Genomic DNA, 22,029 nt, shown 5'->3' on the forward strand with positions numbered 1-22,029 from the left:
AATTATTTATGGTCGATAAAGGACGACATTGCATTGTAAGGTCTTGCCGGATTTTTGATCGGTAAATTCTTGATCAATCGACCAAATACTGAACCCCTCAATTTCAAGATGCTCGATCATTTCTTTCCATAATTTTTGGCCTGAATAAAGTTCGAAAAAAGACACCTCCAGCATGACGCCCTGAATAAATGGCAATGTGTTAACGGCACCATTCAACACCTCCCATTCCATACCTTGTGTATCAATTTTCAAGAATATATTATTATTGCTGGTTATATATTGAGATGCTATTGAATCCAAAGTCTGTATCGTACATTTTTCAGTGCCAATATAGCCTGAGTCTTGAGCTGAGTTTAAATGCAACGCAGTCATTTCTAGTAAGCTGGATGATACCGAATTACCGGCTATGTTGATATTAAATTCGCCATTGTTATCGCCCAAAGCTGCACGAGGATGGATTAACCAGTCGGAATCGTCTTTAGCATATTCGCGAAGTTTTTCATGTGCTTCCGATAATGGTTCAAAACTGATGATTCTTCCTTTATAACCTGCCTGGCGAAGCGATCTTGCAAATTGACCGATGTTAGCGCCGACATCAAATACAGTATCAATGTTGAAATGGAATAGACTTTTGGCCAATTTATCTGCTGAAGAAATATTTGGTCTGATCCTATGTAAGTCTAAGCCAATAGTATTAAATGCCAAACGTATTGTTCTTTCGATGGCATATTTGATCATTATAGTTTTATTGGTTGTCATTTTAAGACCAGCATTTACGTCTTTGCTTGAATTCAAGCAATAGATTCTTTAGGCTGTTTTCAGATTCAATTTGTTCGCACCGCATCTGATTTAGACGTTCATACCCAGCTTCTACAAGGGTGGCGCATATTTTTGGATCGGTGCAAGCAGTCATGGCATCCGCTAAGTGTTTTGGGTCATCTGGATTAACATAGATGGCGGCATTTTTGGCCTGGCTCTCCAAATGAGAAGAATAAATTAGTGGTTTACCGAGTGTCCACGCTTCAAGTGGCGGTAAATTAGTTGGGCCAAAGTAGGTTGGCATTACCACGGCTAAACATCCTTCGTACAATCCTCTCATATTCTCAGGCGGGACAAAGTCTACAAAATGCACTTGTTTGGTGAGTGAATATTTTTCCACCAAATTGATAATGTGTTGCTTATTACCTTTATCGGTTCCGGAAAATACAATATTGAATTTTACTCCAATACTATTAAGGTGGCTCAAGGCTTCTAAAATGCGAGCGTGATTTTTATGTGGCCAAAATTGAGCGGGGTAAAAGAAATACCCTTCTTCTAAGTTATAGATTTTTAATACCGAAGCCGTATCAATTGAATGTTCTTTTTTTATGAAAGGAGATGGCGAGAAAGGTGACGATAATATTCTTTTTTTATCTATTCCATATCGTATTTCTATGGAGTTGGATAATTGAATTGAGTCGGTTATAATTAAAAACGCACGGGACAAGTTTCTTTTAAAGTGGTTTTCTCTGCTAAAAAACTCGTTAGAATATCCTACTTCTGGAAATTCCAACATGTCTCTGTGACACAAGTCGAATACTGTTGATATATAGTTTAATTTTTTCAACACTCCGGGAGTTGAAGATTGGGTTAAAAAATAAACTAAGTCAACATTGTTATTTATCAGTGTGTTCTCAAACGGAGAGCAGAAGTTGGTATAATCGAGTAATGTCTGGCCAAGATGACTCCGCGTGGCCCGAAAAACAATTCGGTCAATAAATGAAAGCTTCAATAACTTGGCGCTTAATCCTAGTTTTTCCAAATGCTCGGCGTTATCAAGGTGAACGGTATATATTTCAAAATCAAAATTACCTTCGCCGATCTTGCTCATTTGTAGTATGGCATTTAACGACTGGTTAAATCCTCCGCCTATGGCTATTTTGTCCTCAAGAAAGGCTATTAATTTCATTCGTAATGCTTAGCTAGTAAAATCTGGATTCCAGACCAAGTTTGGCTATCGAGTTCTTTATCATCCATCCAAGAACAACTCATCAACTCCTGGAACTTAGAACTATGAAACGTTAGCAGTTCTGGTAAAAACAAATATCGCATTTTATGGGTTTCGTGCAATTGCTCTACTGCACCCGATAATTTATTTTCGATAAAAACAGTATAGTTAACATCAACTACGTTTTTATTGATATGTATTACGGGCTCCGCAATTCTGGTGATTTTGACGGTTTCATCATCAAAACGCTTAACTCGCACTTCGGGTTTTTGAGTTAATACTGCTGGCCCATACCAAAAATCAAATAAAAAAACACCGCCAGGTTTTAAATGAGATGCGGCTGTTGTAAAAGTATTTTCTAAATGGGTATTTGTAGTTTGGTAATTAATAACATGAAACAGTGAAATTACCGCGTCAAAATACTCTTCTAATCGTACAGTACGTACGTCGGCTTGCAGAAAAGTGAGTCTAGATGAAATTTCTTTTGGTAATTCCGCTTTTCGTATCTCCGCGCGCTTCAGCATACTATTACTTAGGTCTACGCCAACTACATTAAAACCCTTTCGTGCTAAATGCACGGCATGGGCTCCGGTACCGCACCCAAGTTCCAGGATCGTTTTTGCCTGTGGCTTATAACGGTGAATATGCGAGACGACATATGCCGCCTCTGCTGCATAATCCTTGTCAAGGTAGAGTAAATCATAATAGCAGGCATAACTATCAAAAACGAAGCTCATCGCACGACCTCATAAACCGCCTGTACAACTTCCCGCGCTTGGTCGTCGGTTAAGGCTAATCCACTGGGTAGATAAAACCCATACTTACATAATGTTTCTGCGACTGAATAACTTTCATTGTTGAATAAATTCATCTTTCTGAATACGGGCTGCATATGCATGGGATAAAAAAACGGTCGTGTTCCTATCCCTTTGGTAGAAAGCTGTTTCATGGCATGTGCGGCATCAATCGCCAAAGATTTATCTAATACCACTCCAAACACCCAAAAAATATTCTCGGCATAAGCGGTTTGTACTGGCGGCAATTGTAATCCTTTTACGTCGGATAATAAGTTGCTATAGAGCAGCCCTATTTCGCGTTTGCGTTTGATAAATCCGTCAAGCCGTTCCAATTGCGCAATGCCCAGTGCGGCTTGCATATTGGTCATGCGATAGTTCCAACCTAAGCTGTCATGTACGAAACGCTTTGCGGGTTGAAAACATAGATTGCGTAAACTGCGTGCTTGTTCGGCGGTATGGTCGTCGTCCGTGACCACCATACCGCCTTCCCCGGTGGTGATATGCTTATTCGGGTAGAAGCTGAATGTACTGATGTCCCCAAAACTACCACAAGATTTTTTGCAATATGCCTGTCCAAGGGCCTCGGCGGCATCTTCAATAATCTTGAGTCCATGTTCTTGCGCCAGAGTCTGTAACGGCAGCATATCAACTGGTAAGCCGTAAATATGGACAGCCATGATCGCCTTCGTACGCGGTGTGATTTTATCGGCTACTTGTTTGACATCCATGTTCCACGTTAGGGGGTCGCAATCTACTAACACCGGTGTCGCGCCAGACCTAATGATTTGATGAAGGCACGAAATGATGGTAAAAGTTGGAACAATCACTTCATCACCTTTTCCAATATTCAGCACTTCGACTGCAATATCAAGTGCCGCTGTACCGTTTGTCACTGCAACGGCATGTTTGCGTCCGATTCGTTTGGCAAACTCCTCTTCAAAACGTTTGACAAAAGGTCCTTCGGACGAAATCCAGCCGGTTTCTATGCATTCCAACAGGTATTTTTTTCGTTGCCGTCCAGCAATGGCTCGTTAACGGGAATCATTTTACATCTCTCAATTTGATTTGATTCTGGGCGATTGCATCGAAACGTGTTTTGTCCTGATCACCAGCATAAGGTCCTTGTTTTACCTCGATAATTTCTGTCGGCTCGAGCATTTCGAATCCGTGGCCACCGATTGACAATAAAATCACGTCGCCAGCTTCCAGGACAGTGCTTTCTATATACACTTGTTGTTCGCTATAAAAATCCACTCGCAATTTGCCGCTCTTGATGAACAATACTTCGTTAGTGTAGTGGACTTCCCGTGTTACGGGGTTGTGTACGTGAGGTGGGATGACGTACCCGGACGGTCGATTCATATAACCAATCTGTTGGGAATAGGTGCCAGGCGTAAAAAATTCGATGCCTTCTTTTTTAAAAGAATGGCGAATAATGATGGCGAGTTCTTTATTGTCTGAAAATATGCGGTCAATCATAAAAATACCTGATATGTTGATGATTTGATTTATTCAATCTAATAGCCGATTTATCTATGATATGTATAATTTAATTTATTATGTTGAATTTTTTAAAAAAACCATTTTCTATAATAATTAAATTATTTCTTGTGGTGTTTTTCAAAAAAATAAAATGTTGTTTTTTTGTAGAGAGATTTAACTGAACGAATGATTTTGCTAAAACGAGTGCTGTTCAGCTTTTTGTGGAAACTTTGGATTTGCTTGATCGCAATTTGAGATTCCTCAAATATGTCTGGCAATTTTAAATTACTTTGATTTTCTAAATAAACTTTGAAAGCATTGTTGTGGCCACAATTTTCTCCAGTGCCATCAAGGCCTATGTTTTCAATCAAGCTATACCTGGGGGTTAAGCATAGCCCATTATTTTCAAAAATTGTGGCGTACCAAAAGATAGCCCATGTGTTTATTCTTTTCGACGCATTTAGTTTGACTTGGCTCCAAAAGTCACAAGTTCCATCTAAGTTGAAGTGTCTGATTTTGTTTTGGTTCCAGTTTTCTATTAGCCGCTCAGGTTTTTTCTCAAAAATCTCCATCGATCCTCCCAAGTGGCCCATCCCCAACAATTCATTACGCGCAAAAAAAGGTATCGCTAAGTCCCTCTGGATTAATAGGATAATTCCAGCCATTGATATGCCAGACTGTCTTGTTATCGTAATATTTATCCAGTGCAGAATTCATAAATGTCAAGAAGTATGGGCTGGTAATCATGTCATCTTCCAGAACAATGAGGCGCCCGTATCTGTTGCAAACATCAGTGACTCCTTCAATAATGTTGCGAGCCAAGCCAAGGTTGGTTTCTCTTTCTATTACCGATACACTGCGAAAACCACGAATATTGTGTGCCAGCGATCGTACTTTAGTGACTTTGATTTCCTCCTCCAGGCTTCGCGCTGCATCGGAATAAACTATCAGATCACTTTGACTAGCGAGAGAATTGGCTGAGAGAGCTTCTAATGTAATACGAGTGTGCTCGGGACGAGCGAAGGCGAAGAGAACGATTGGGGCGGTCATTGTTTATTTTATATCAAGATTGCTCGGAAAATTCGGTGTTTCTCGTTATTTGTGAATAATTTTACTTTTTTGCAAATATAACACTATTGCCTGTTTTGGCATGAGCTTGATAGCCAATAGAGTTAAGGTAAATATTTGCTGGGTTGTTCATGGTTGACGTTAAATCGGTATTTAGGAGTTCGATAATTAAAAAATTAGGTCTATATTTGGACCAGTTATTAGACTGCAGTATCTCTAAGTCAAACCCTTCGGCATCAATTGATAGAAAATCGATTGTTTGATTTGGAGGTAGGTTGTTGTCCAGGATATTTGCAAGTGGCAAAGTTTCAATTTGCTTAGTTTCAATTAACTTAAATTCACGTAGTCCGTCACGTTGCTTAGCAAGCAGTGGGTCGAAAGTATTTAACGCAGATTCATTAAATACGTAGTATTTTAAACTTGATGGCGTCCTGGATACTCCTATCTCAATTGCCAAGTCTCTTGGGCGCCATTTGTTGAATAACAGTTTTGAGTGTGGTAAAGGGTCAATACATATCCCTCGCCAGCCGCGACGATAAAATAGATAAGTATTCGAGAAGCGGAAGGGGTGGTGAGCTCCAACTTCTACATAAAATCCAATAGTAATGTTGCCCATTAATCGATCAATGACTAGGTCTTCACCCTCTTGTGCGTAGCTAACGTTAACCCACTTTGCTGATTCTAACCAAGGCTCTCGAATTTTTCTCGAGATTTTGAGTATTGATTTAAGTAACGACATGTTATTCAATAGTCCATTCGCCTGTTAAAAGAAATGGGCCAAGGCCTGAATCGAAAAAATTCCCGGTGGTATAAAAATCACCTGATTCAACATAAAAAGAGCCAATAAATCCTCTTGGCCAATCGATCTCTGCGCCATTGGCTAATAATCTAACGCCGATATAATAGTTGCCGACCGAAAATGGCCATCGCTCAATTCGGCATTTTATTAATCCCTCCGAATTAACGATCTCAAAAGTGACGCCCATGTAATCACTATAAAAAACTACCAAGGTATCACCCACATTATTATGGATGGAAAAGCCAAGAGAAATATCTTGCTTGATGTATGGATTTTTGCATTTATATCTGAAAACCAATACAAGTGTTTCACCACTTGATGCGGCGCCGATTACTTCACCGTTGCCGTTTTCAATCGAGAACCAAGTTATTATTACATCGCCACTGCCACTTCGCTTTAAGTTGTTTATATAATCACAACTAGCTTCTTCTTTTAGATTGCCAAGGTATAGATTAATTGCAGTTTCCGTTTTGTCTATGCATTTAATTTGTCCATTGTCTAATACCAATGCTTTGTCGCATAATCTTTGAATTGCTGCCATTTGATGGCTAACGAATAGAATAGCTCTTCCTTCCTGTCCTACTTCCTCCATTCGTCCCAAACATTTCTTTTGAAACTGCGCATCTCCTACCGCTAATACTTCATCTACAATTAATATCTCAGGCTCCAGGTGCGCAGCCACCGCAAACGCCAATCTGACATACATGCCGGATGAGTAATGCTTGACCGGAGTATCTAAAAACTTTTCGACCTCGGCAAAATCAACTATTTCGTCGAACTTCTTCTGAATCTCTTGTTTGCGCATGCCTAGTATTGCGCCATTTAGGAATATATTCTCCCTACCCGTCAGTTCTGGATGGAATCCGGTTCCAACTTCGAGCAAACTCGATACGCGGCCATTAATGGTAATTTTTCCGGTGCTGGGATGGGTAATCCTACTCAGTATTTTTAATAGTGTTGATTTGCCTGCGCCATTTCTGCCAATAATGCCGACTCGGTCTCCTTGTTTGATTTCGAAGTTAATATCCTTAAGCGCCCAGAATTCTTCGGTAATTTCGACTCCGCCATTGTTCTGCAATGGATGCAATAAAGTTTTACCTAGTTTTTTAATGCCGCGACTGAGCGATTCACTCAGGCTGTTATACTGATAGCGGCTTTGCTGTTGATGCTGAATAATATATTTTTTGCCGAGGTTTTCGACTTTAATTGCGGTGCTCATCAGTTGCTATTGATAGAGGTTACAGACTATCGGCAAATTGCCTTTCAGTGTTGATGAAGTATCGATAACCTATTAATAGTAAGCCCAGTGATACCGCACTAGATAGCAAAAATCCATCCCAATAAATATGGGCATTATCACCAATAATTATCCAGCGAAAGCCATCGATGACACCGACCATTGGGTTCAACGAATACCAAATCCTCCATTCATCTGGTACGACCTGGCTGCTAAAACCGACAGGTGATATATACAGACCTATCTGTACGATAAAGGGAATCACATAACGAAAATCACGATATTTAACGTTTAGCGCCGAGATCAGATAACCTAATCCAAGCGCGGCGATAGCCGCCAATAATAAGAAGAACGGCATCAATAGAATATAAATTGAAGGTTGGAAGTGATACCAAGCCATCAACACCAGTAACAGCACGAATGAGATTAGGAAATCGACAATATTTACCAGCAATGGCGCAGTAGGGGCGATAATTCTGGGGAAGTAGACTTTGCTGATCATCGCCGAATTATTCACGACGGCGTTGGCACTTTCGCTTAGCGTATTCGAGAAAAAATACCAGGGCAACATCGCGGTAAACACCATGACGGCATAAGGTGCTTCGCCTTCCGTCGGGAGTTTGGCGATTCTGCCGAAGATCACGGTGAACACCAGCATCGTCAGCAATGGCCTAATTACCGCCCAAACCGCGCCAATCGCGGTTTGTTTGTAGCGGACTTTGAAGTCCCGCCAGGCTAGAAAATAAAACAAGTCCCGGTATTCCCATAATTCACGCCCCGAGTCGCCAAGGGTTTTATTGGGTGTGATGATGGTTTGTTGTCGGGTCGTCATTCGATCTTGATGATTAACTGGTGGCTTGTTGTTGAACGGTTTTGCGACAGTCTGCCTCAGTTAGTGTGTTCTAAGCTTGGGCGTCGGATAAGTGTAGTAGAAAATTATCCGGGGGCAGCTTATTTTTACTGGTAGCCATCGATTCGAATTTGTTCTGCGCTTAATTCATTTGGTTCTAAGCCAGTATTTCTATTTCCAGGCCAGTGTGAGGTAATAATGTCTGGAAGTTGTTGTCGAAAGTAATCAGTTTATTACAGTGTTGTTCAGCAAATTTAAGGTGAATAACGTCGTTGATACTTTTACAGCAATTTATTGATGAGCATAGTTTGTAAGCTGCATAAACCATGTCGGTGTTGATGGAGTCGGTTGATAGACTTCTGAAAAACTCGATATTCTTTTGTTGCTGTTCAATCTGTTTTAACTTGGACAGGACAAAAATATATTCTGTAAAAACCAAAGGAGATATGGTGATTTTATTATTTTTTAACGCTGATAAAATTCTCTCGTCAGCGATTTGTTGCCTTGCGCTTTCTTGATTGATAGAGGCATATATCAGAATATTAGTGTCAAAAAATATCACTGTCCGCCTCGTTGCACAGTTTTATAATATCTACTTTATTCTCTACAGGGGGTAAGTTTTTTCTGGTGTTAATTAGCGTTTTGAAATATTCAATTTTGTCTGCTTGAGATGTGTCTATAACGGGGTCTTTTACAAGCACAATGACTTTTGCATGCTTATTGATTAGTTTTTCATAGTCTTGTAATTCAATATATTTGTTTGTTATTTCTGTCTCAAATTCAATGGCATACATTGTTTGGCCTCATTTTTATCTATAAAGGGCTGTATAATTAGCGGAAATTTAAATAGTTTAACTCTAAGAGAGATTAAACTAAATCAATATGCTGGGTTTTTATTTCAGCTTGTCGTGCTCATCTTATTTCAAGTTATGTTTTTTAACATTGTTTGTGTTGCATTGTAAAATTCGTAGTGAATCATGGGCGATATTTGGTCTTAAACGGTGTGGTTTTGCCTCTGGTTTTATTGGCTTGACCATCGCTTTTTGGCTGAAAACTCGGCACCAAATGCTGTTTGCCGTTACCAATTAAATCGGCTCGCCCCATGTCCTTCAACGCGTCCCGCAGCAATGGCCAGTTTTTGGGGTCGTGGTAGCGAAGAAAAGCCTTATGTAAGCGCCGTTGTTTGATGCTTTTGGGGATGGCGATATCCGGGCTGTTGCGGGCAACTTTGTGCAAGGTGTCTTTACCGGAGTGATACATCGCAGTAGCAATCGACATTGGCGAGGGCAAAAAGGCCTGGACTTGGTCGGCGCGGAAGCCATTGCGTTTCAACCACAGCGCCAGATTCAACATGTCTAGGTCGGTGGTACCGGGGTGGGCGGCGATGAAGTAGGGGATCAGATACTGCTCCTTGCCGGCTTCCTTGGAATACTTGTCGAACATGGCTTTGAAACGGTCGTAACTGCCCATGCCCGGTTTCATCATTTTTGATAGTGGCCCCTGTTCGGTGTGTTCCGGGGCTATTTTCAGATAGCCGCCAACGTGGTGGGTGACCAGTTCTTTAACGTAGGCCGGGGTCTCGACGGCAATGTCGTAACGCAAACCCGAGGCGATGAAGATTTTCTTGATGCCGGGCAAGGCGCGGGCGCGGCGGTAGAGCTTGATCAGCGGAGTTTGATCGGTGTTGAGGTTGTGGCAGATGCCGGGGTAGACGCAGGACGGCTTACGGCACGATGCTTCGATTTTCGGGTCCTTGCAGGCCAGCCTCCACATGTTGGCGGTCGGTCCGCCCAGGTCGGAAATGTGGCCGGTGAAGTTGGGCGAGGTGTCGCGGATGGCTTCGATTTCGCGGATGATCGAATCTTCCGAACGGTTTTGAATGATGCGGCCTTCGTGTTCGGTGATTGAGCAAAAACTACAGCCGCCGAAACAGCCGCGCATGATCAGCACCGAATGCTGGATCATCTCGAAGGCCGGAATGTTGGCCTTGCCATAAGATCGGTGCGGCAGCCGCGAATACGGCAAGTCGAACACGCCGTCCATTTCCGGGGTGGTCAACGGCAGCGGCGGCGGATTGATCCAAACCTCGCGACTGCCATGACGCTGAATCAACGCGCGGGCGTTACCGGGGTTGGTTTCGCCGTGCATGACCCGCGAGGCATGGGCATAGAATATCGGATCGTCCTTGACCACATCGTAATCCGGCAGGCGAATCACGGTTTGTGCGCGGTTTTTGTTGGCGATGGGTTTGAATTGGATGACTTGTTCATTATCCGCCAGACTGACACTGGCCGATGATGGAGCCGATTCGCAATCGGGCATCTCCTGATACGGATTTTGATGCACGATCACCGCGCCGGGCTTGTCGATGTCGGTCGAATCCTTTTCGAGCCAACCCAGCGGCACTTGTTTGACGAAATGCACGGTGCCGCGAATGCCTTTCAGGTCATGGATGCTCTCGCCCTTGGCCAGCCGATGGGCAATTTCGACGACTTGGCGTTCGGCATTTCCGTAGACCAGCAAGTCGGCCTTGGAATCCAGCAATATCGACTTGCGTACCTTGTCCGACCAATAATCGTAGTGGGCGATGCGGCGCAAGCTGGCTTCGATACCGCCGATGACGATCGGCACGTTCTTATAGGCTTCCCGGCAGCGGTGGGCATAGACGTTGACCGCCCGGTCCGGCCGCTTGCCGGCGGCGCCATCGGCGGTATAGGCATCGTTGGAACGTATTTTCTTGTCCGAGGTATAGCGGTTGACCATCGAGTCCATGTTGCCGCCGGTCACGCCAAAGAATAACGTTGGCTGGCCGAGCGTTTTAAACTCGTCGGCACTGTGCCAATTCGGCTGGGAAATGATGCCGACCCGGAAACCTTGCGCCTCCAGTACCCGGCCGATCACCGCCATGCCGAAGCTGGGATGGTCTACGTAGGCGTCGCCGGTCACCAAGATCACGTCGCAGGCATCCCAACCCAAGGCGTCCATTTCCGCGCGGCTCATCGGCAATTCCGGGGCGGGACCGAAGCGGTGAGCCCAGTATTTTTTGTAGCCGAACAGGTTGGGGGCGTTGTGTATCACGGTTTGATGATCCGGTTGAAGACGTTGGGGTTGTGGCGTTTTAAGTCCAACAAGTAGGTCGGAAATTCGATTTGATAGCGTTGCTCCAGGTGCTTGGCCCGGTCTATCAGGCTTTTCAGAGTGGGTTTCGCGGCTTGATCGGCGAATGCAAAACCAATGATGTTGCCGCGACCGCGCACCGGCAAAAACAACATGCGCCAGTTGAACACCCTGCCCAGATTCCAACTAACTTGCTGGAACAATGGTTTGTCGGTACCCCACAGGTTAATGACCAACAGACCGTCGCGTGTCAGCAAGGTTCGGCAGGCGTCGAAAAAGGCCTCGCTACTGACTTCGGGCGCCATGCCGTCGTGGTCGTAGGCGTCGATCATGATCAAGTCGTGAAATTCGCTGTGTTCGCGGGCGAATTGTTTGACGTGGTGGGCGCCGCAACCGATCTTGATTTTCAATCGGGCGTCGAACGGCAGTTCGAAATGGCTGCGTGCCACCTTCAAAACGCTGCCGCGGAACTCGACCGCTCGCACCTTGCAATCGGCAAACTGGTGCAACAGGAATTTAGCGATCGTGCCCCCGCCCAAGCCTATCATCAACACATCCTCGGGCGGCGGTTGAAACAGCAGGCCGGCCATCATTGCGCGGGCGTACAGGGAATGTAGGCGGTCGGGTTCGGCGATCAACATCGAGCTTTGCCGGGCGTGCGAGCCAAAATGCAGGGCCCGCACCCCGTCGCTATCGACGACTTCGATGATGCCCTCGTCGTCGTGGCTTTGGTGGACTACCAGGCCGTCGTATTTGTACATGGAACGCGGAAACGTTGAAAATCATCGGTATTTTCCTTGAAAAACCGGCGATTGTCTTGCGAATTGTTGCGGATGGCGGAGCGGGTGGTGTGTACCGACTGATCGCGGCCCGAGCACGGAATGCGGCTATGCGATGAAAATCAGAGGCTGAGCTGACTGCGAAAGCCATTGCGGGAGCGCGCTTTCGTCGTGACGAAGGCGTCGCTCTGACTGGTGGCCTTGCTTGGCAGGAGCGATGCGGCGGATTCATGATCGTTAGGCGAAATTCGTGTTACGGCCGGAAGAGCTTGTGGTATCGCCCTGGCGACGTTCGAGAGAGATGCCCAAGCCAACTCCAAGAATATCGGGTTCCGAGTTGAGGCTCTTGGCTTATCCGTAGATTGGTTCAGGAAAGACTGGAGAATGTCGCCGACATTGCCAACAATCGCGGGTGCCGAAAGCCGCTCGATCGCCCAGAGGAGCGCCGAGGCACCAGTAATTGCAGGCGACGCGCTTAATTTACCCGATATCCTTCTTCCATCAAGACCTGCCTGACCGCCGGCCGGGTCAGCATCAGGTGATAGTGGTTCAGGCAGCGCTCCGGCAGTTCGATGGCGGTTTTGTCGGCCCAGAAACAGGGGTAGAACAAGGCCGCGTCGGCGATGCTGAATTGACCCAGCGCGTAGTCTTCCGTCGGCAAACTGTCGTTCAACACCGCAAATCCGCGCCGGACGATCTCCAGGCCTTGCGCTTTGACGGCGTCGATGTCGGCGGATTGGATGGCGAATTTTTCCGGCGTGAAAATCCGGGCAAAACCGGCGCCGTGTAGGGTGCCGACCGCATGTGCCATCAGTTCTATCGCGCGGGCGTCGCCGTCGGCATCGCCGGGCAACAAGCCGGCCTTGGGATAACGGCGTGCCAGCCAGTAAGCGATTGCGCTGAACTCGGTCAACGCCCCGCCGTCGTCGCGCACCAGCGTCGGAATCGTCCCCTTGGGGTTGATCGCTAGATATTCGGGTTTTAGTTGATCGCCGGCCAACAAATTGACCGGATAGACTTCGAAGACCAGTTCCAATTCTTCCAACAAAATGTGGATACCGGTCGAACACGAGCCGGGGGTCATGTAAAACTTCATGGTTTACTCCGTCGTTAAGGCGAGAAATCGGTTGTTGACGTTGACCGCAAACTCCCGCCATAACTGGGCGATATCGCGTTTCACCACCTCGAGATAATCCCGATCGGGTTTGTGTTCGTCGGGGAAGTTAGACAACGCGCAGGACGTGCGGTGTTTATCCACGACATAGGCGAGGAATGTCTCGATAAAGCCGTCGAACTCGGCCAGCACCAATTTGGTCAGCGCGGACATGCCCCTATCCAATGGCGTGGGGTCCGGGGCAAACGGCAACGTTTGTAGTACGTTTGCAGCCTGGTCGTAGACTTGCGCCAGCACCGCCAGCACATTGCGTTGAAAACAGCCGTCCCAACGTTGCCGCGATAAATCCGCCGCCAGCAGGCGGTCGTAACTGGGGCGGGCGGCGCTTTTAATCTCGGCGGCCTGACGGGCAAAACGCGCCAGACTTTCGGTGTTTACGGGGTGTTCGGTCATCGTGACTCCGGAAGGGTTCAGGTTAATGCGGCGTAGACTCTTTCCGCCGCGACCAGCGCGCCTTCCAGATAGCCGCCGTGCTCGGCGGCGGTTTCGGTGCCGCCGAAATAAAGTTTGTCGGTCCAATGGTCGAGTTGCAACCAACGGTGGCCGTAATCGGGGTGGCCTATCGGCGGCAGCCGGTCCAGCGCGGTGGCGGTATAGGCCTCCATGCTCCAGTCTTGTATCGTCGATCGTAACGGCTCGGCCGCGCCCGGACCGTAGAGCTCGGACAAATGGTGAGTCAGCAAGCCGGGTAACTGAGCGCGATAACGGTCGCGAAATTCTGCCGGAATCCCAAAAAAGCCGAATAGGGCGCCGAACTCACCGCGCGGGTCTTCGGCGTCGTAAATTTCCGACAAAATCGCGCCGGGGTAGGGCAACACCGCGTTGCCGGACCAGCCCTGTTGGCGCCAAAAGGCGCTCGGATAGGCCACTGCCGCCTTGGCGTGGCCGGCCATCCAGGTTGGGGTGGCCCGGCATGCTTCGAACAAGTCGGCCGACAGGGCCGGAACGAAGGCGATTCGTTCGGCCATCAAACGCGGCGGAACGGTCAAGACCGCGCGTTTGGCTCGGACGATGTCGGTCCCGTTGACGGTCGAAAAGCTCAGTTCGACGTGATCGTCGCGGTCGACGATTCGCAATAACGCTTGATTCAGGCGGATATCGATGTCGGCGAGCTTGGCTAGCAGCGCATCGATCAATGCGGCGCAGCCGCCCTGAATGCGCCAGGCATCGGCGTGGGTTTGCCGGTCGTGATAGCCGACCGGCAAGGTGTCCGCGCTGATTTTATAAAGACTTTGCCCGGCGTCGGCTTGGCGAAATAATGTCAATCCCAGTCGACGGCACAGCGCGGCAATGCGTGGTTGGCTACCGGGCCACAGCCAGGTCGGGCCCAAATCGACTGTTAAATTGTCCGCCAACGGCACCGACAATATGCGTCCGCCGCAGCGGTCGCGGGCTTCGAATACGCCGACCGCGCGGCCGTCGGCGGATAGCCGTTCGGCCAGCGCCAAGCCGGACAATCCGGCGCCGACGATCGCAACCTCCAACAGTTCAGACATCCAACGGAGTCCGGCAACGCAGGCTGTTGTCGGTCCAGGTCGGTAGCGGCGGCGCTTCGGTCGACGGTGTCGGCATGATCAGCTTGCGCCGAAAAATGTCCCAAACGCCGTCGAAGCGTTGTTGCACTCGTATGCTCCAGCCCCAAATGATCGGCAAATGCACTGGCGTCCAAATGAAATCATCCGGCCGGTCGGGCGCGGTGTTGGCTAGGAAGTACAGCGTGTATTGCTCCAGGACGCTGATAGACGCGACCGGTTGGCCGTCCAATTCGGCGTAAATTGGCTGGCGCACCGACTCGCTGAACTCGAAGCGGCTGGTTTCATCGGCGTTTTGAAAGCCGCACACCGGAATGACTGGCGAAGGCGCACCGGGGTCGTCCAGATATAAAACCGGCCCGGCATTGGCGTTCGCGGTATTCAGCAGATTCAACGTGCCGCCGTCGGCGAAATGGGCGGTGCGGGCCGATTCGACTAGCTGCACCACGCCGAGCTGTGCGCCGTGGCCGCGGGTTTCCCACTCCACCGCAAACCTCGGGGTGATGTTCAACACCGGTAGTTGCTGAATCAGTTTGACCTCGAGTCCTTCCAGAGTAGCCGCGTGCAAGGTCAGGCGGCTGAGTCCGCCGCCGCCGTGCGACGCGGCCAACTCCGTCGCGACGCCGACCGGCAGGCGGCCCTCGTCCCAGACGAAGCCGTGAGCAGCGCCTTGGTTCGGAACTATCGGCAGGATCTCGGCTCTGTCCAGGGATAAACGGTAGCCGCCGATCAGGCCATCGATGCCGCCGGCAATGTTCGCGACATTCGGATTGAGCGGGTAGCGCCGGCCTGGCGAAATCGCCGCCATCGGGTGGATACCGGCTTTCGGCGGTAGTTGGCGTCCAGGCAGCGGAAAAATGTGTTCGCTGGGGTCGGCTGTCGGCTGCGAATGGTTGGTCATGTACTCGGCCATACAAAATCGGGGCCAAGCGTCCCGCTTGTGGCGGCATTGCGGACTGAAAGCCGTAACTTGTTGACATGTGGGTAAAATCAGGGAAGGCTTACCGAGGCCGTAAGCCTAAGATATCCGAGGCGGCTTGTGTCGGAGAGACGACAAATCGACTAAGAATTTGTCACGCGCCTGGTTTCGGCAGTACGACCGCCGAGTTTTTCGGAAAGCGAAGCCGGCGAATCCGAACGGCGCGTAACGACGAACTCGCGCCGGTCCGAAAGTCTGGTAGGCTGTCGACTTGATCGAGCACGGGATGCGGCGAAGAACCGATTTTTTCCGAGATAATAACCAATAACCGGGGGTGGTCATGACGGGTAAGCAAGTAATCGAAGCGCTGGCGAAATTGTGGTCGGCGGCTTGGGCGTGGTTGCAAGACCATTATCGGGCTTGGAAGCAGCAAGCGCCCGCCGCCGACGGCGATAAGCCTAGGTCGCCTCGCTGGTTTTGGTATGCCTTGGTCGGCGTGCTATTGCTGTCGATACTGGCCGGTGGCGAGCGTATCGAAGGCCGCGAAATTCCCTACAGCCAATTCTTGGCCTTGGTCAACGACAACCAAGTCGAAAAAGCCGTGGTGACGCAACGCTTTATCAACGGTACCCTCAAAACCGAAGACAAGGTTCTGGGCAAGCAGTTTTTTACCGTGCCGCTGTGGGACGACGCCTTGGGAAAGCAACTTCAGGAACACCGGGTCGAATACGTGGTGCGTAGCGGCGACAATTGGCTGAGCAATCTGCTGTTTAACTGGGTGATACCGCTAGCGATTTTCGCCGGAATCTGGATGTGGCTGTTACCGAAAATGACCGGCGGGGCGGGGCGGTCGTTTCTGAACCTCGGCAACAAGGTCAGAATCCAACAAGAAGCGGTCAAAACCACCTTCGAAGACGTGGCCGGGGCCGAAAGCGCCAAACAGGAGCTGAAGGAAACCATCGACTTTTTAAAGTCGCCGGAGAAACTGCAAAAACTCGGCGGCAGGATGCCGAAAGGGGTGTTGTTGGTCGGCGCGCCGGGTACCGGCAAGACGCTGTTGGCCAGGGCGGTGTCCGGCGAAGCGGGGGTGCCGTTTTTCAACATCAGCGCTTCGGAATTCATCGAGCTGTTCGTCGGCATCGGCGCGGCCAGGGTGCGGGATTTGTTCGAGCAGGCCCGCCAAAAAGCACCGTGCATCATTTTTATCGACGAGCTCGATGCGATCGGCCGCAGTCGCGGCGGGCCGATGGCCATGCCCGGCAACGACGAACGCGAACAAACCCTGAACCAGTTATTGACCGAGATGGATGGCTTCGACGCGACTGCCGGCGTCGTGGTGATGGCCGCGACCAATCGGCCGGAGATCCTCGACAAGGCCTTATTGCGCGCCGGACGCTTCGATCGGCAAATCGTCGTCGATAAACCCGATATGATCGACCGGGTGGCGATCTTGACGCTGCATTGCAAGGCGATGCGTTTGGCCGATGACGTGGATTTGCAGACCGTTGCCAAGCGCACGCCGGGCTTCGTCGGCGCGGACTTGTCGAATATCGCCAACGAAGCGGCCATCCTGGCCGCCCGCGGCGGCCGAGAAACCGTGACGATGGCCGATTTCGAAGCTGCTATCGATCGCGTGATGGCCGGTCCGGAAAAGAAAAATCGCATTTTGGGTCCCGACGAAAAACGCCGGGTGGCTTACCACGAGGCCGGGCACGCCCTGGTCGCGGAAAACTTGCCGACCGGCCAGCCGGTGCATAAAATTTCCATTATTCCGCGCGGGGTCTCGGCACTGGGCTTCACGTTGCAACTGCCGGTCGAGGAAAAATATCTGTCCACCGAAGCTGAGTTGAAAGATCAGTTGGCCATCCTATTGGCCGGCCGCGCCGCCGAGCAATCGGCGCTGGGTAGCGTTTCGACCGGGGCGCAAAACGACCTGGAGCGCGCCAGCGAAATCGCCCGTAACATGGTGTGCTACTTGGGCATGAGCAAAAAACTGGGACCGAGGATCTACGGCCAACGCCAGCAATTGCAATTTCTGCCCGGCGATGTCGGCGAGCAGCGCAATTACAGCGAAGAGACCGCTCGCGCGGTCGACGCCGAAATCGGCGCATTGCTGGAGGAGGCCGAAAATCGGGCGGCGGGTGTGCTGGCCGGCCGGCGCGCTCAGCTGGACAGACTTGCCGACTTGCTGCAGGAAAAAGAGGTGATCCAGCGCGATGATATGTTGGCGGCGCTGGCCGGTATTTGAATTAGAGGATAGAGCGAGTGAGGCAATGACTGAAATCAATCCGGACGACGGCAGTAAACGGGCAAAAAATATCGCGGCGGTGCTGTATCTGATAGTACTGGTGTTTTTGGTGGGCGGTTCCTATCTCAACCAACCCACGAGCGAAGGCGTGGAGAAATCCTCCTCGGCCGGCCGCTGATCGCTATCGCCGGCTCGCCGCTCAGTCCGCCGGCTCGCCGCTCAGTCCGCCGGTCGACGTTTAGGCCGCTAGGCTACAGCTGCGGGCCATAAGCCTCGCCGCCGGCCTGTTGCATTTGGGCCGGCAATTGACATTGCCAGGCAACACCAGTACCTTAGCCGGCCTTGTTTAAAACCTCACCAGCACCAGATCAAGAGTCGTTAATGGAAGAATTTCATCGCATCAGCCGCCTACCGCCTTACGTCTTCAACATCGTCAACGAACTGAAAGCCAAAGCCCGAGCGGACGGCGAGGACATTATCGACTTCGGCATGGGCAATCCGGATCAACCGACCCCGCCGCACATCCTGAACAAAATGTTGGAAGTCGCCCAGCGCGACGATACTCACCGTTATTCGGTGTCCAAAGGGATTCCGCGCCTGCGCAAGGCGATTTGCGGTTGGTATAAAAGACGCTTCGACGTGGATTTGGATTTCAATACCGAAGCCATTGTCACGATAGGCTCCAAGGAGGGCTTGTCGCATCTGGCGCTAGCGACCTTGGGTCCCGGCGACGTGGTGTTGGTGCCGAATCCAGCCTATCCGATCCATCCTTATGGCGTCGTCATCGCCGGCGCCGACATTCGGCACGTGCCGCTGACGCCCGGTACCGATTTCTTCGAGGAATTGCACAAAGGCATCGCCGAATGCTGGCCCAAGCCTAAGATGCTGATCCTCAACTTTCCCGGCAATCCGACTTGCCAGTGTGTAGAGCTGGATTTTTTCGAGAAAGTCGTCGCGATTTGTAAGGAACACAATATCTGGATCGTTCACGATATTGCCTACGCCGACATCGTATTCGACGGCTACGTCGCACCGTCGATTCTGCAAGTGGAAGGCGCCAAGGACATCGCGGTCGAGTTTTTCTCGCTGTCTAAAAGTTACAACATGCCCGGCTGGCGGGTCGGCTTCATGTGCGGTAATCCGACCTTGGTCGCGGCACTGACCCGGATCAAATCTTACATGGATTACGGTACCTTTACGCCGATCCAGGTCGCGGCGATTACCGCGCTGGAAGGTCCGCAGGATTGCGTCGCGGAAATCCGCGATATGTACAAGGCGCGCCGAGACGTATTGTGCGACGGCCTGAACGCGATGGGTTGGCATGTGGAAAAACCCAAGGCGACGATGTTCGTTTGGGCCAAGATCCCGGACGCCTATCAAGGCATGGGTTCGATCGAATTCGCCAAGAAATTGATCATCGATGCCAAGGTGGCGGTATCGCCCGGCATCGGTTTCGGCCAACACGGCGACGATCATATTCGCTTCAGTTTGATCGAGAACGAACATCGCACCCGGCAGGCCTTACGCAGCATCCGTAATATGCTGAAAAAAGACAACGTTGTATAATCGCCGTCATTTTGGACAAAGTTTAGGAGTCGGATTTGAAGCCGGTTAGAGTGGGTGTACTGGGGTTGGGGACCGTCGGCGGCGGTACCGTCAACGTCTTGAAACGCAACGCGGAAGAAATCGCGCGCCGTGCCGGCCGCGAAATCGTCGTGACCCGCGCCTCGGCGCGGGACCTGAACCGGGCACGCATTTGCGACACCCAAGGCATCGCCCTCACCACCGACCCGTTCGAAATCGTCAACGATCCCGAGATAGACGTCGTCGTCGAATTGATAGGCGGGTACGACCTCGCCAAACAATTGGTTTTGACCGCGATTGCCAACGGTAAGCACGTGGTCACCGCCAACAAGGCCCTGATCGCGCTGCACGGCAACGAGGTATTCGCCGAAGCCGGCAAGAAAGGCGTGATGGTGTTGTTCGAAGCGGCGGTGGCCGGTGGCATTCCTATTATCAAAGCCATCCGCGAAGGCCTGGCCGGCAATCAAATTCAATGGTTGGCCGGCATCATTAACGGCACCGGCAATTTCATCCTGACCGAGATGCGCGACAAAGGTCGCGACTTCGCGGATGTATTGGCCGAAGCCCAAGCCTTGGGTTATGCCGAAGCCGATCCGACTTTCGACGTCGAAGGCATCGACGCCGGCCATAAATTGACGATCTTGGCGTCGATCGCGTTCGGCATACCGTTGCAGTTCGACAAAGTCTTCACCGAGGGGATTACCAAAATCACCCGCCTCGACGTGGAATACGCCGAGGCCTTGGGCTATCGAATCAAAAATCTGGGTATTGCCCGCAAGACCGAGTCCGGCATCGAATTGCGCGTGCATCCGACGCTGATCCCGAAGCGCCGCTTGATCGCCAACGTGGAGGGTGTCATGAATGCGGTATTGGTTTGCGGCGATGCGGTCGGGCCGACCTTGTATTACGGCGCCGGCGCCGGCGCGGAGCCGACCGCGTCGGCGGTGGTGGCGGATTTGGTGGATGTGGTGCGGGCGATGACCAGCGATCCGGAAAACCGAGTACCGCATCTGGCCTTTCAGGCCGACGCCATCGCCGATATTCCGGTCCTGTCCGCCGACGCGATTCGAACGGCTTACTACCTGCGCTTGACCGCGGAGGACAAGCCCGGCGTGTTGGCCGATGTGACCCGGATTCTAGCCAAATACAACATCAGCATCGAAGCCTTGATTCAAAAAGAGCCGCCGCAAGGCGAAACGTCGGTGGCTATCATCATGCTGACCCAGCAAACCTTGGAAAAAGAAATGAATGCGGCGATCGCCGACATCGAAGCGTTGACCACGGTCAGCGGTAAAGTCGCGCGCATCCGCTTGGAAACCTTAGGATAATCAATGGCACAACACACACGCTACACCGGCTTGATAGAGCATTACCGCGATCGCCTGCCGGTCTCGGACACCACTCGGCTGATCAGCTTGGGCGAGGGCAACACTCCGCTGATTCAATTGCAAAACATCCCCCGCCTGATCGGTAAGGATGTCGATATTTACGTCAAGTTCGAAGGTCTGAATCCAACCGGCTCGTTCAAGGATCGCGGCATGACGATGGCGGTCACCAAAGCTGTCGAAGCCGGTAGCCAGGCCATCATCTGCGCCTCGACCGGCAATACCTCGGCCGCCGCCGCCGCTTACGCGGTGCGGGCCGGCATCAAAGCCTTCGTGTTGATTCCGGAGGGCAAGATCGCGTTGGGCAAATTGGCGCAGACCCTGATGTACGGCGCGCAAATCATCCAGATCAACGGTAATTTCGACGCCGGCATGGCCTTGGTCAAACAAGTCGCCGACCACGCGCCGGTTACCATTGTCAATTCGATCAACCCGTTTCGTTTGGAAGGCCAAAAGACCGCCGCGTTCGAGATTGTCGACGAACTGGGCCGGGCGCCGGACTTTCACTGTCTGCCGGTCGGCAACGCGGGCAACATCACCGCGTATTGGAAGGGTTACAGCGAATACGCCTCCGACAGCGCCGGCCACGCGGCCGTCATCGATAAGCGTCCGGTGATGTGCGGATATCAAGCCGCCGGCGCGGCGCCGTTCGTGGTCGGCAAAATGGTCGACAACCCGGAAACGGTCGCGACCGCGATTCGGATCGGCCACCCGCAATCCTGGGATTTGGCTTGGAACGTCCAAAAAGAATCCGGCGGCTGGTTTGCGTCGTTCGGCGACGAACAAATTCTGGCCGCGCAAAAGATGTTGTCGCAATTCGAAGGCATCTTCTGCGAGCCGGCCTCCGCCACCTCGCTGGCCGGCGCGCTGCACGATATTGGTAGCGGCAAGATTCCGGACGGCAGTACCATCGTCTGTACGCTGACCGGTAACGGCATCAAGGACCCCGATACCGCGATCGCTCAGTGTAAGGACACGCATCCGGTCACGATAGAAGCCACGCTGGATGCCGTAAAAAAAGCGATTCTGGACAACATGTGATCGCCGCCGCGAACTTGGCGAAGCCGGCTT

The 22,029-nt window shown here is 50.8% G+C and carries 23 protein-coding genes; 5 read left to right on the top strand and 18 right to left on the bottom strand.

Annotated features, from left to right (window positions below):
• Positions 1-6: 6 nt before the first annotated feature.
• From ACP4CD_RS04405 to ACP4CD_RS04490, 18 genes are all read right to left on the bottom strand, one after another.
• Complete coding sequence (locus ACP4CD_RS04405) at positions 7-795, bottom strand: FkbM family methyltransferase (RefSeq protein ID WP_426993720.1); 789 nt, start codon at positions 793-795, stop codon at positions 7-9.
• On the bottom strand, positions 761-1,948 hold the full coding sequence (locus tag ACP4CD_RS04410; RefSeq protein WP_426993721.1) for a glycosyltransferase: 1,188 nt from the start codon (positions 1,946-1,948) through the stop codon (positions 761-763). The genes ACP4CD_RS04405 and ACP4CD_RS04410 overlap by 35 nt, the downstream gene beginning before the upstream one ends.
• Positions 1,945-2,724 (bottom strand): class I SAM-dependent DNA methyltransferase, encoded by a 780-nt coding sequence (locus ACP4CD_RS04415; protein WP_426993722.1) that lies wholly within the window; start codon positions 2,722-2,724, stop codon positions 1,945-1,947. Before ACP4CD_RS04415 ends, ACP4CD_RS04410 begins: the two co-directional genes overlap by 4 nt.
• Entirely contained in the window at positions 2,721-3,779 is a 1,059-nt protein-coding gene (locus ACP4CD_RS04420) for a DegT/DnrJ/EryC1/StrS family aminotransferase (RefSeq protein WP_426993723.1), read from the bottom strand. The genes ACP4CD_RS04415 and ACP4CD_RS04420 overlap by 4 nt, the downstream gene beginning before the upstream one ends.
• Before the next feature lie 46 nt (positions 3,780-3,825).
• Positions 3,826-4,263 carry a cupin domain-containing protein gene (locus ACP4CD_RS04425; RefSeq protein WP_426993724.1) on the bottom strand — a complete coding sequence of 146 codons (438 nt, stop codon included), beginning with the start codon at positions 4,261-4,263 and terminating at the stop codon, positions 3,826-3,828.
• Positions 4,264-4,385: 122 nt separating this feature from the next.
• Positions 4,386-4,931, bottom strand: coding sequence for a hypothetical protein (locus ACP4CD_RS04430; protein WP_426993725.1), 546 nt, complete (start codon positions 4,929-4,931; stop codon positions 4,386-4,388).
• Positions 4,873-5,316, bottom strand: coding sequence for a hypothetical protein (locus tag ACP4CD_RS04435; RefSeq protein WP_426993726.1), 444 nt, complete (start codon positions 5,314-5,316; stop codon positions 4,873-4,875). Before ACP4CD_RS04435 ends, ACP4CD_RS04430 begins: the two co-directional genes overlap by 59 nt.
• Positions 5,317-5,377: 61 nt before the next feature.
• On the bottom strand, positions 5,378-6,073 hold the full coding sequence (locus ACP4CD_RS04440; RefSeq protein WP_426993727.1) for an FkbM family methyltransferase: 696 nt from the start codon (positions 6,071-6,073) through the stop codon (positions 5,378-5,380).
• A gap of 1 nt (position 6,074) precedes the next feature.
• Positions 6,075-7,352, bottom strand: a complete 1,278-nt coding sequence (locus ACP4CD_RS04445; RefSeq protein ID WP_426993728.1) for an ABC transporter ATP-binding protein — start codon at positions 7,350-7,352, stop codon at positions 6,075-6,077.
• Between the two features lie 19 nt (positions 7,353-7,371).
• Positions 7,372-8,202 (bottom strand): ABC transporter permease, encoded by an 831-nt coding sequence (locus ACP4CD_RS04450; RefSeq protein ID WP_426993729.1) that lies wholly within the window; start codon positions 8,200-8,202, stop codon positions 7,372-7,374.
• A gap of 175 nt (positions 8,203-8,377) precedes the next feature.
• Positions 8,378-8,782: a type II toxin-antitoxin system VapC family toxin gene (locus tag ACP4CD_RS04455; protein WP_426993730.1), complete on the bottom strand. Its 405-nt coding sequence runs from the start codon at positions 8,780-8,782 to the stop codon at positions 8,378-8,380.
• Positions 8,769-9,014, bottom strand: coding sequence for a hypothetical protein (locus ACP4CD_RS04460; RefSeq protein ID WP_426993731.1), 246 nt, complete (start codon positions 9,012-9,014; stop codon positions 8,769-8,771). Before ACP4CD_RS04460 ends, ACP4CD_RS04455 begins: the two co-directional genes overlap by 14 nt.
• A 181-nt stretch (positions 9,015-9,195) precedes the next feature.
• Positions 9,196-11,298, bottom strand: a complete 2,103-nt coding sequence (locus tag ACP4CD_RS04465; RefSeq protein ID WP_426993732.1) for a YgiQ family radical SAM protein — start codon at positions 11,296-11,298, stop codon at positions 9,196-9,198.
• The gene (locus tag ACP4CD_RS04470) at positions 11,295-12,098 is read right to left on the bottom strand and encodes a spermine synthase (protein WP_426993733.1); all 804 of its coding nucleotides are present in this window, start codon (positions 12,096-12,098) and stop codon (positions 11,295-11,297) included. The genes ACP4CD_RS04465 and ACP4CD_RS04470 overlap by 4 nt, the downstream gene beginning before the upstream one ends.
• Before the next feature lie 493 nt (positions 12,099-12,591).
• Positions 12,592-13,212, bottom strand: coding sequence for a glutathione S-transferase family protein (locus ACP4CD_RS04475; RefSeq protein WP_426993734.1), 621 nt, complete (start codon positions 13,210-13,212; stop codon positions 12,592-12,594).
• 3 nt (positions 13,213-13,215) lie between these two features.
• The gene (locus tag ACP4CD_RS04480; protein ID WP_281023346.1) at positions 13,216-13,683 is read right to left on the bottom strand and encodes an amine oxidase; all 468 of its coding nucleotides are present in this window, start codon (positions 13,681-13,683) and stop codon (positions 13,216-13,218) included.
• A gap of 17 nt (positions 13,684-13,700) precedes the next feature.
• Positions 13,701-14,786 (bottom strand): flavin monoamine oxidase family protein, encoded by a 1,086-nt coding sequence (locus ACP4CD_RS04485; RefSeq protein WP_426993735.1) that lies wholly within the window; start codon positions 14,784-14,786, stop codon positions 13,701-13,703.
• Positions 14,779-15,735, bottom strand: a complete 957-nt coding sequence (locus ACP4CD_RS04490) for a hypothetical protein (RefSeq protein ID WP_426993736.1) — start codon at positions 15,733-15,735, stop codon at positions 14,779-14,781. The genes ACP4CD_RS04485 and ACP4CD_RS04490 overlap by 8 nt, the downstream gene beginning before the upstream one ends.
• Before the next feature lie 346 nt (positions 15,736-16,081).
• Between ACP4CD_RS04490 and ftsH the strand changes: the two genes are divergently transcribed.
• The 5 genes from ftsH to thrC all read left to right on the top strand — a co-directional run bounded on the left by ftsH (position 16,082) and on the right by thrC (position 21,999).
• On the top strand, positions 16,082-17,989 hold the full coding sequence (gene ftsH / locus ACP4CD_RS04495) for an ATP-dependent zinc metalloprotease FtsH (RefSeq protein WP_426993737.1): 1,908 nt from the start codon (positions 16,082-16,084) through the stop codon (positions 17,987-17,989).
• 25 nt (positions 17,990-18,014) lie between these two features.
• A complete protein-coding gene (locus ACP4CD_RS04500; protein ID WP_426993738.1) occupies positions 18,015-18,167 on the top strand; it encodes a hypothetical protein in 153 nt (50 codons plus the stop codon).
• Positions 18,168-18,370: 203 nt separating this feature from the next.
• Positions 18,371-19,555 (top strand): alanine transaminase, encoded by a 1,185-nt coding sequence (alaC, locus tag ACP4CD_RS04505; RefSeq protein ID WP_064029686.1) that lies wholly within the window; start codon positions 18,371-18,373, stop codon positions 19,553-19,555.
• A gap of 35 nt (positions 19,556-19,590) precedes the next feature.
• Positions 19,591-20,901, top strand: a complete 1,311-nt coding sequence (locus ACP4CD_RS04510) for a homoserine dehydrogenase (RefSeq protein WP_071156707.1) — start codon at positions 19,591-19,593, stop codon at positions 20,899-20,901.
• Between the two features lie 3 nt (positions 20,902-20,904).
• Positions 20,905-21,999: a threonine synthase gene (gene thrC / locus ACP4CD_RS04515; protein ID WP_064029682.1), complete on the top strand. Its 1,095-nt coding sequence runs from the start codon at positions 20,905-20,907 to the stop codon at positions 21,997-21,999.
• Positions 22,000-22,029: the final 30 nt, after the last annotated feature.

Source organism: Methylomonas stagni, assembly GCF_050154735.1.
Taxonomy (GTDB): Bacteria; Pseudomonadota; Gammaproteobacteria; order Methylococcales; family Methylomonadaceae; genus Methylomonas; species Methylomonas koyamae_A.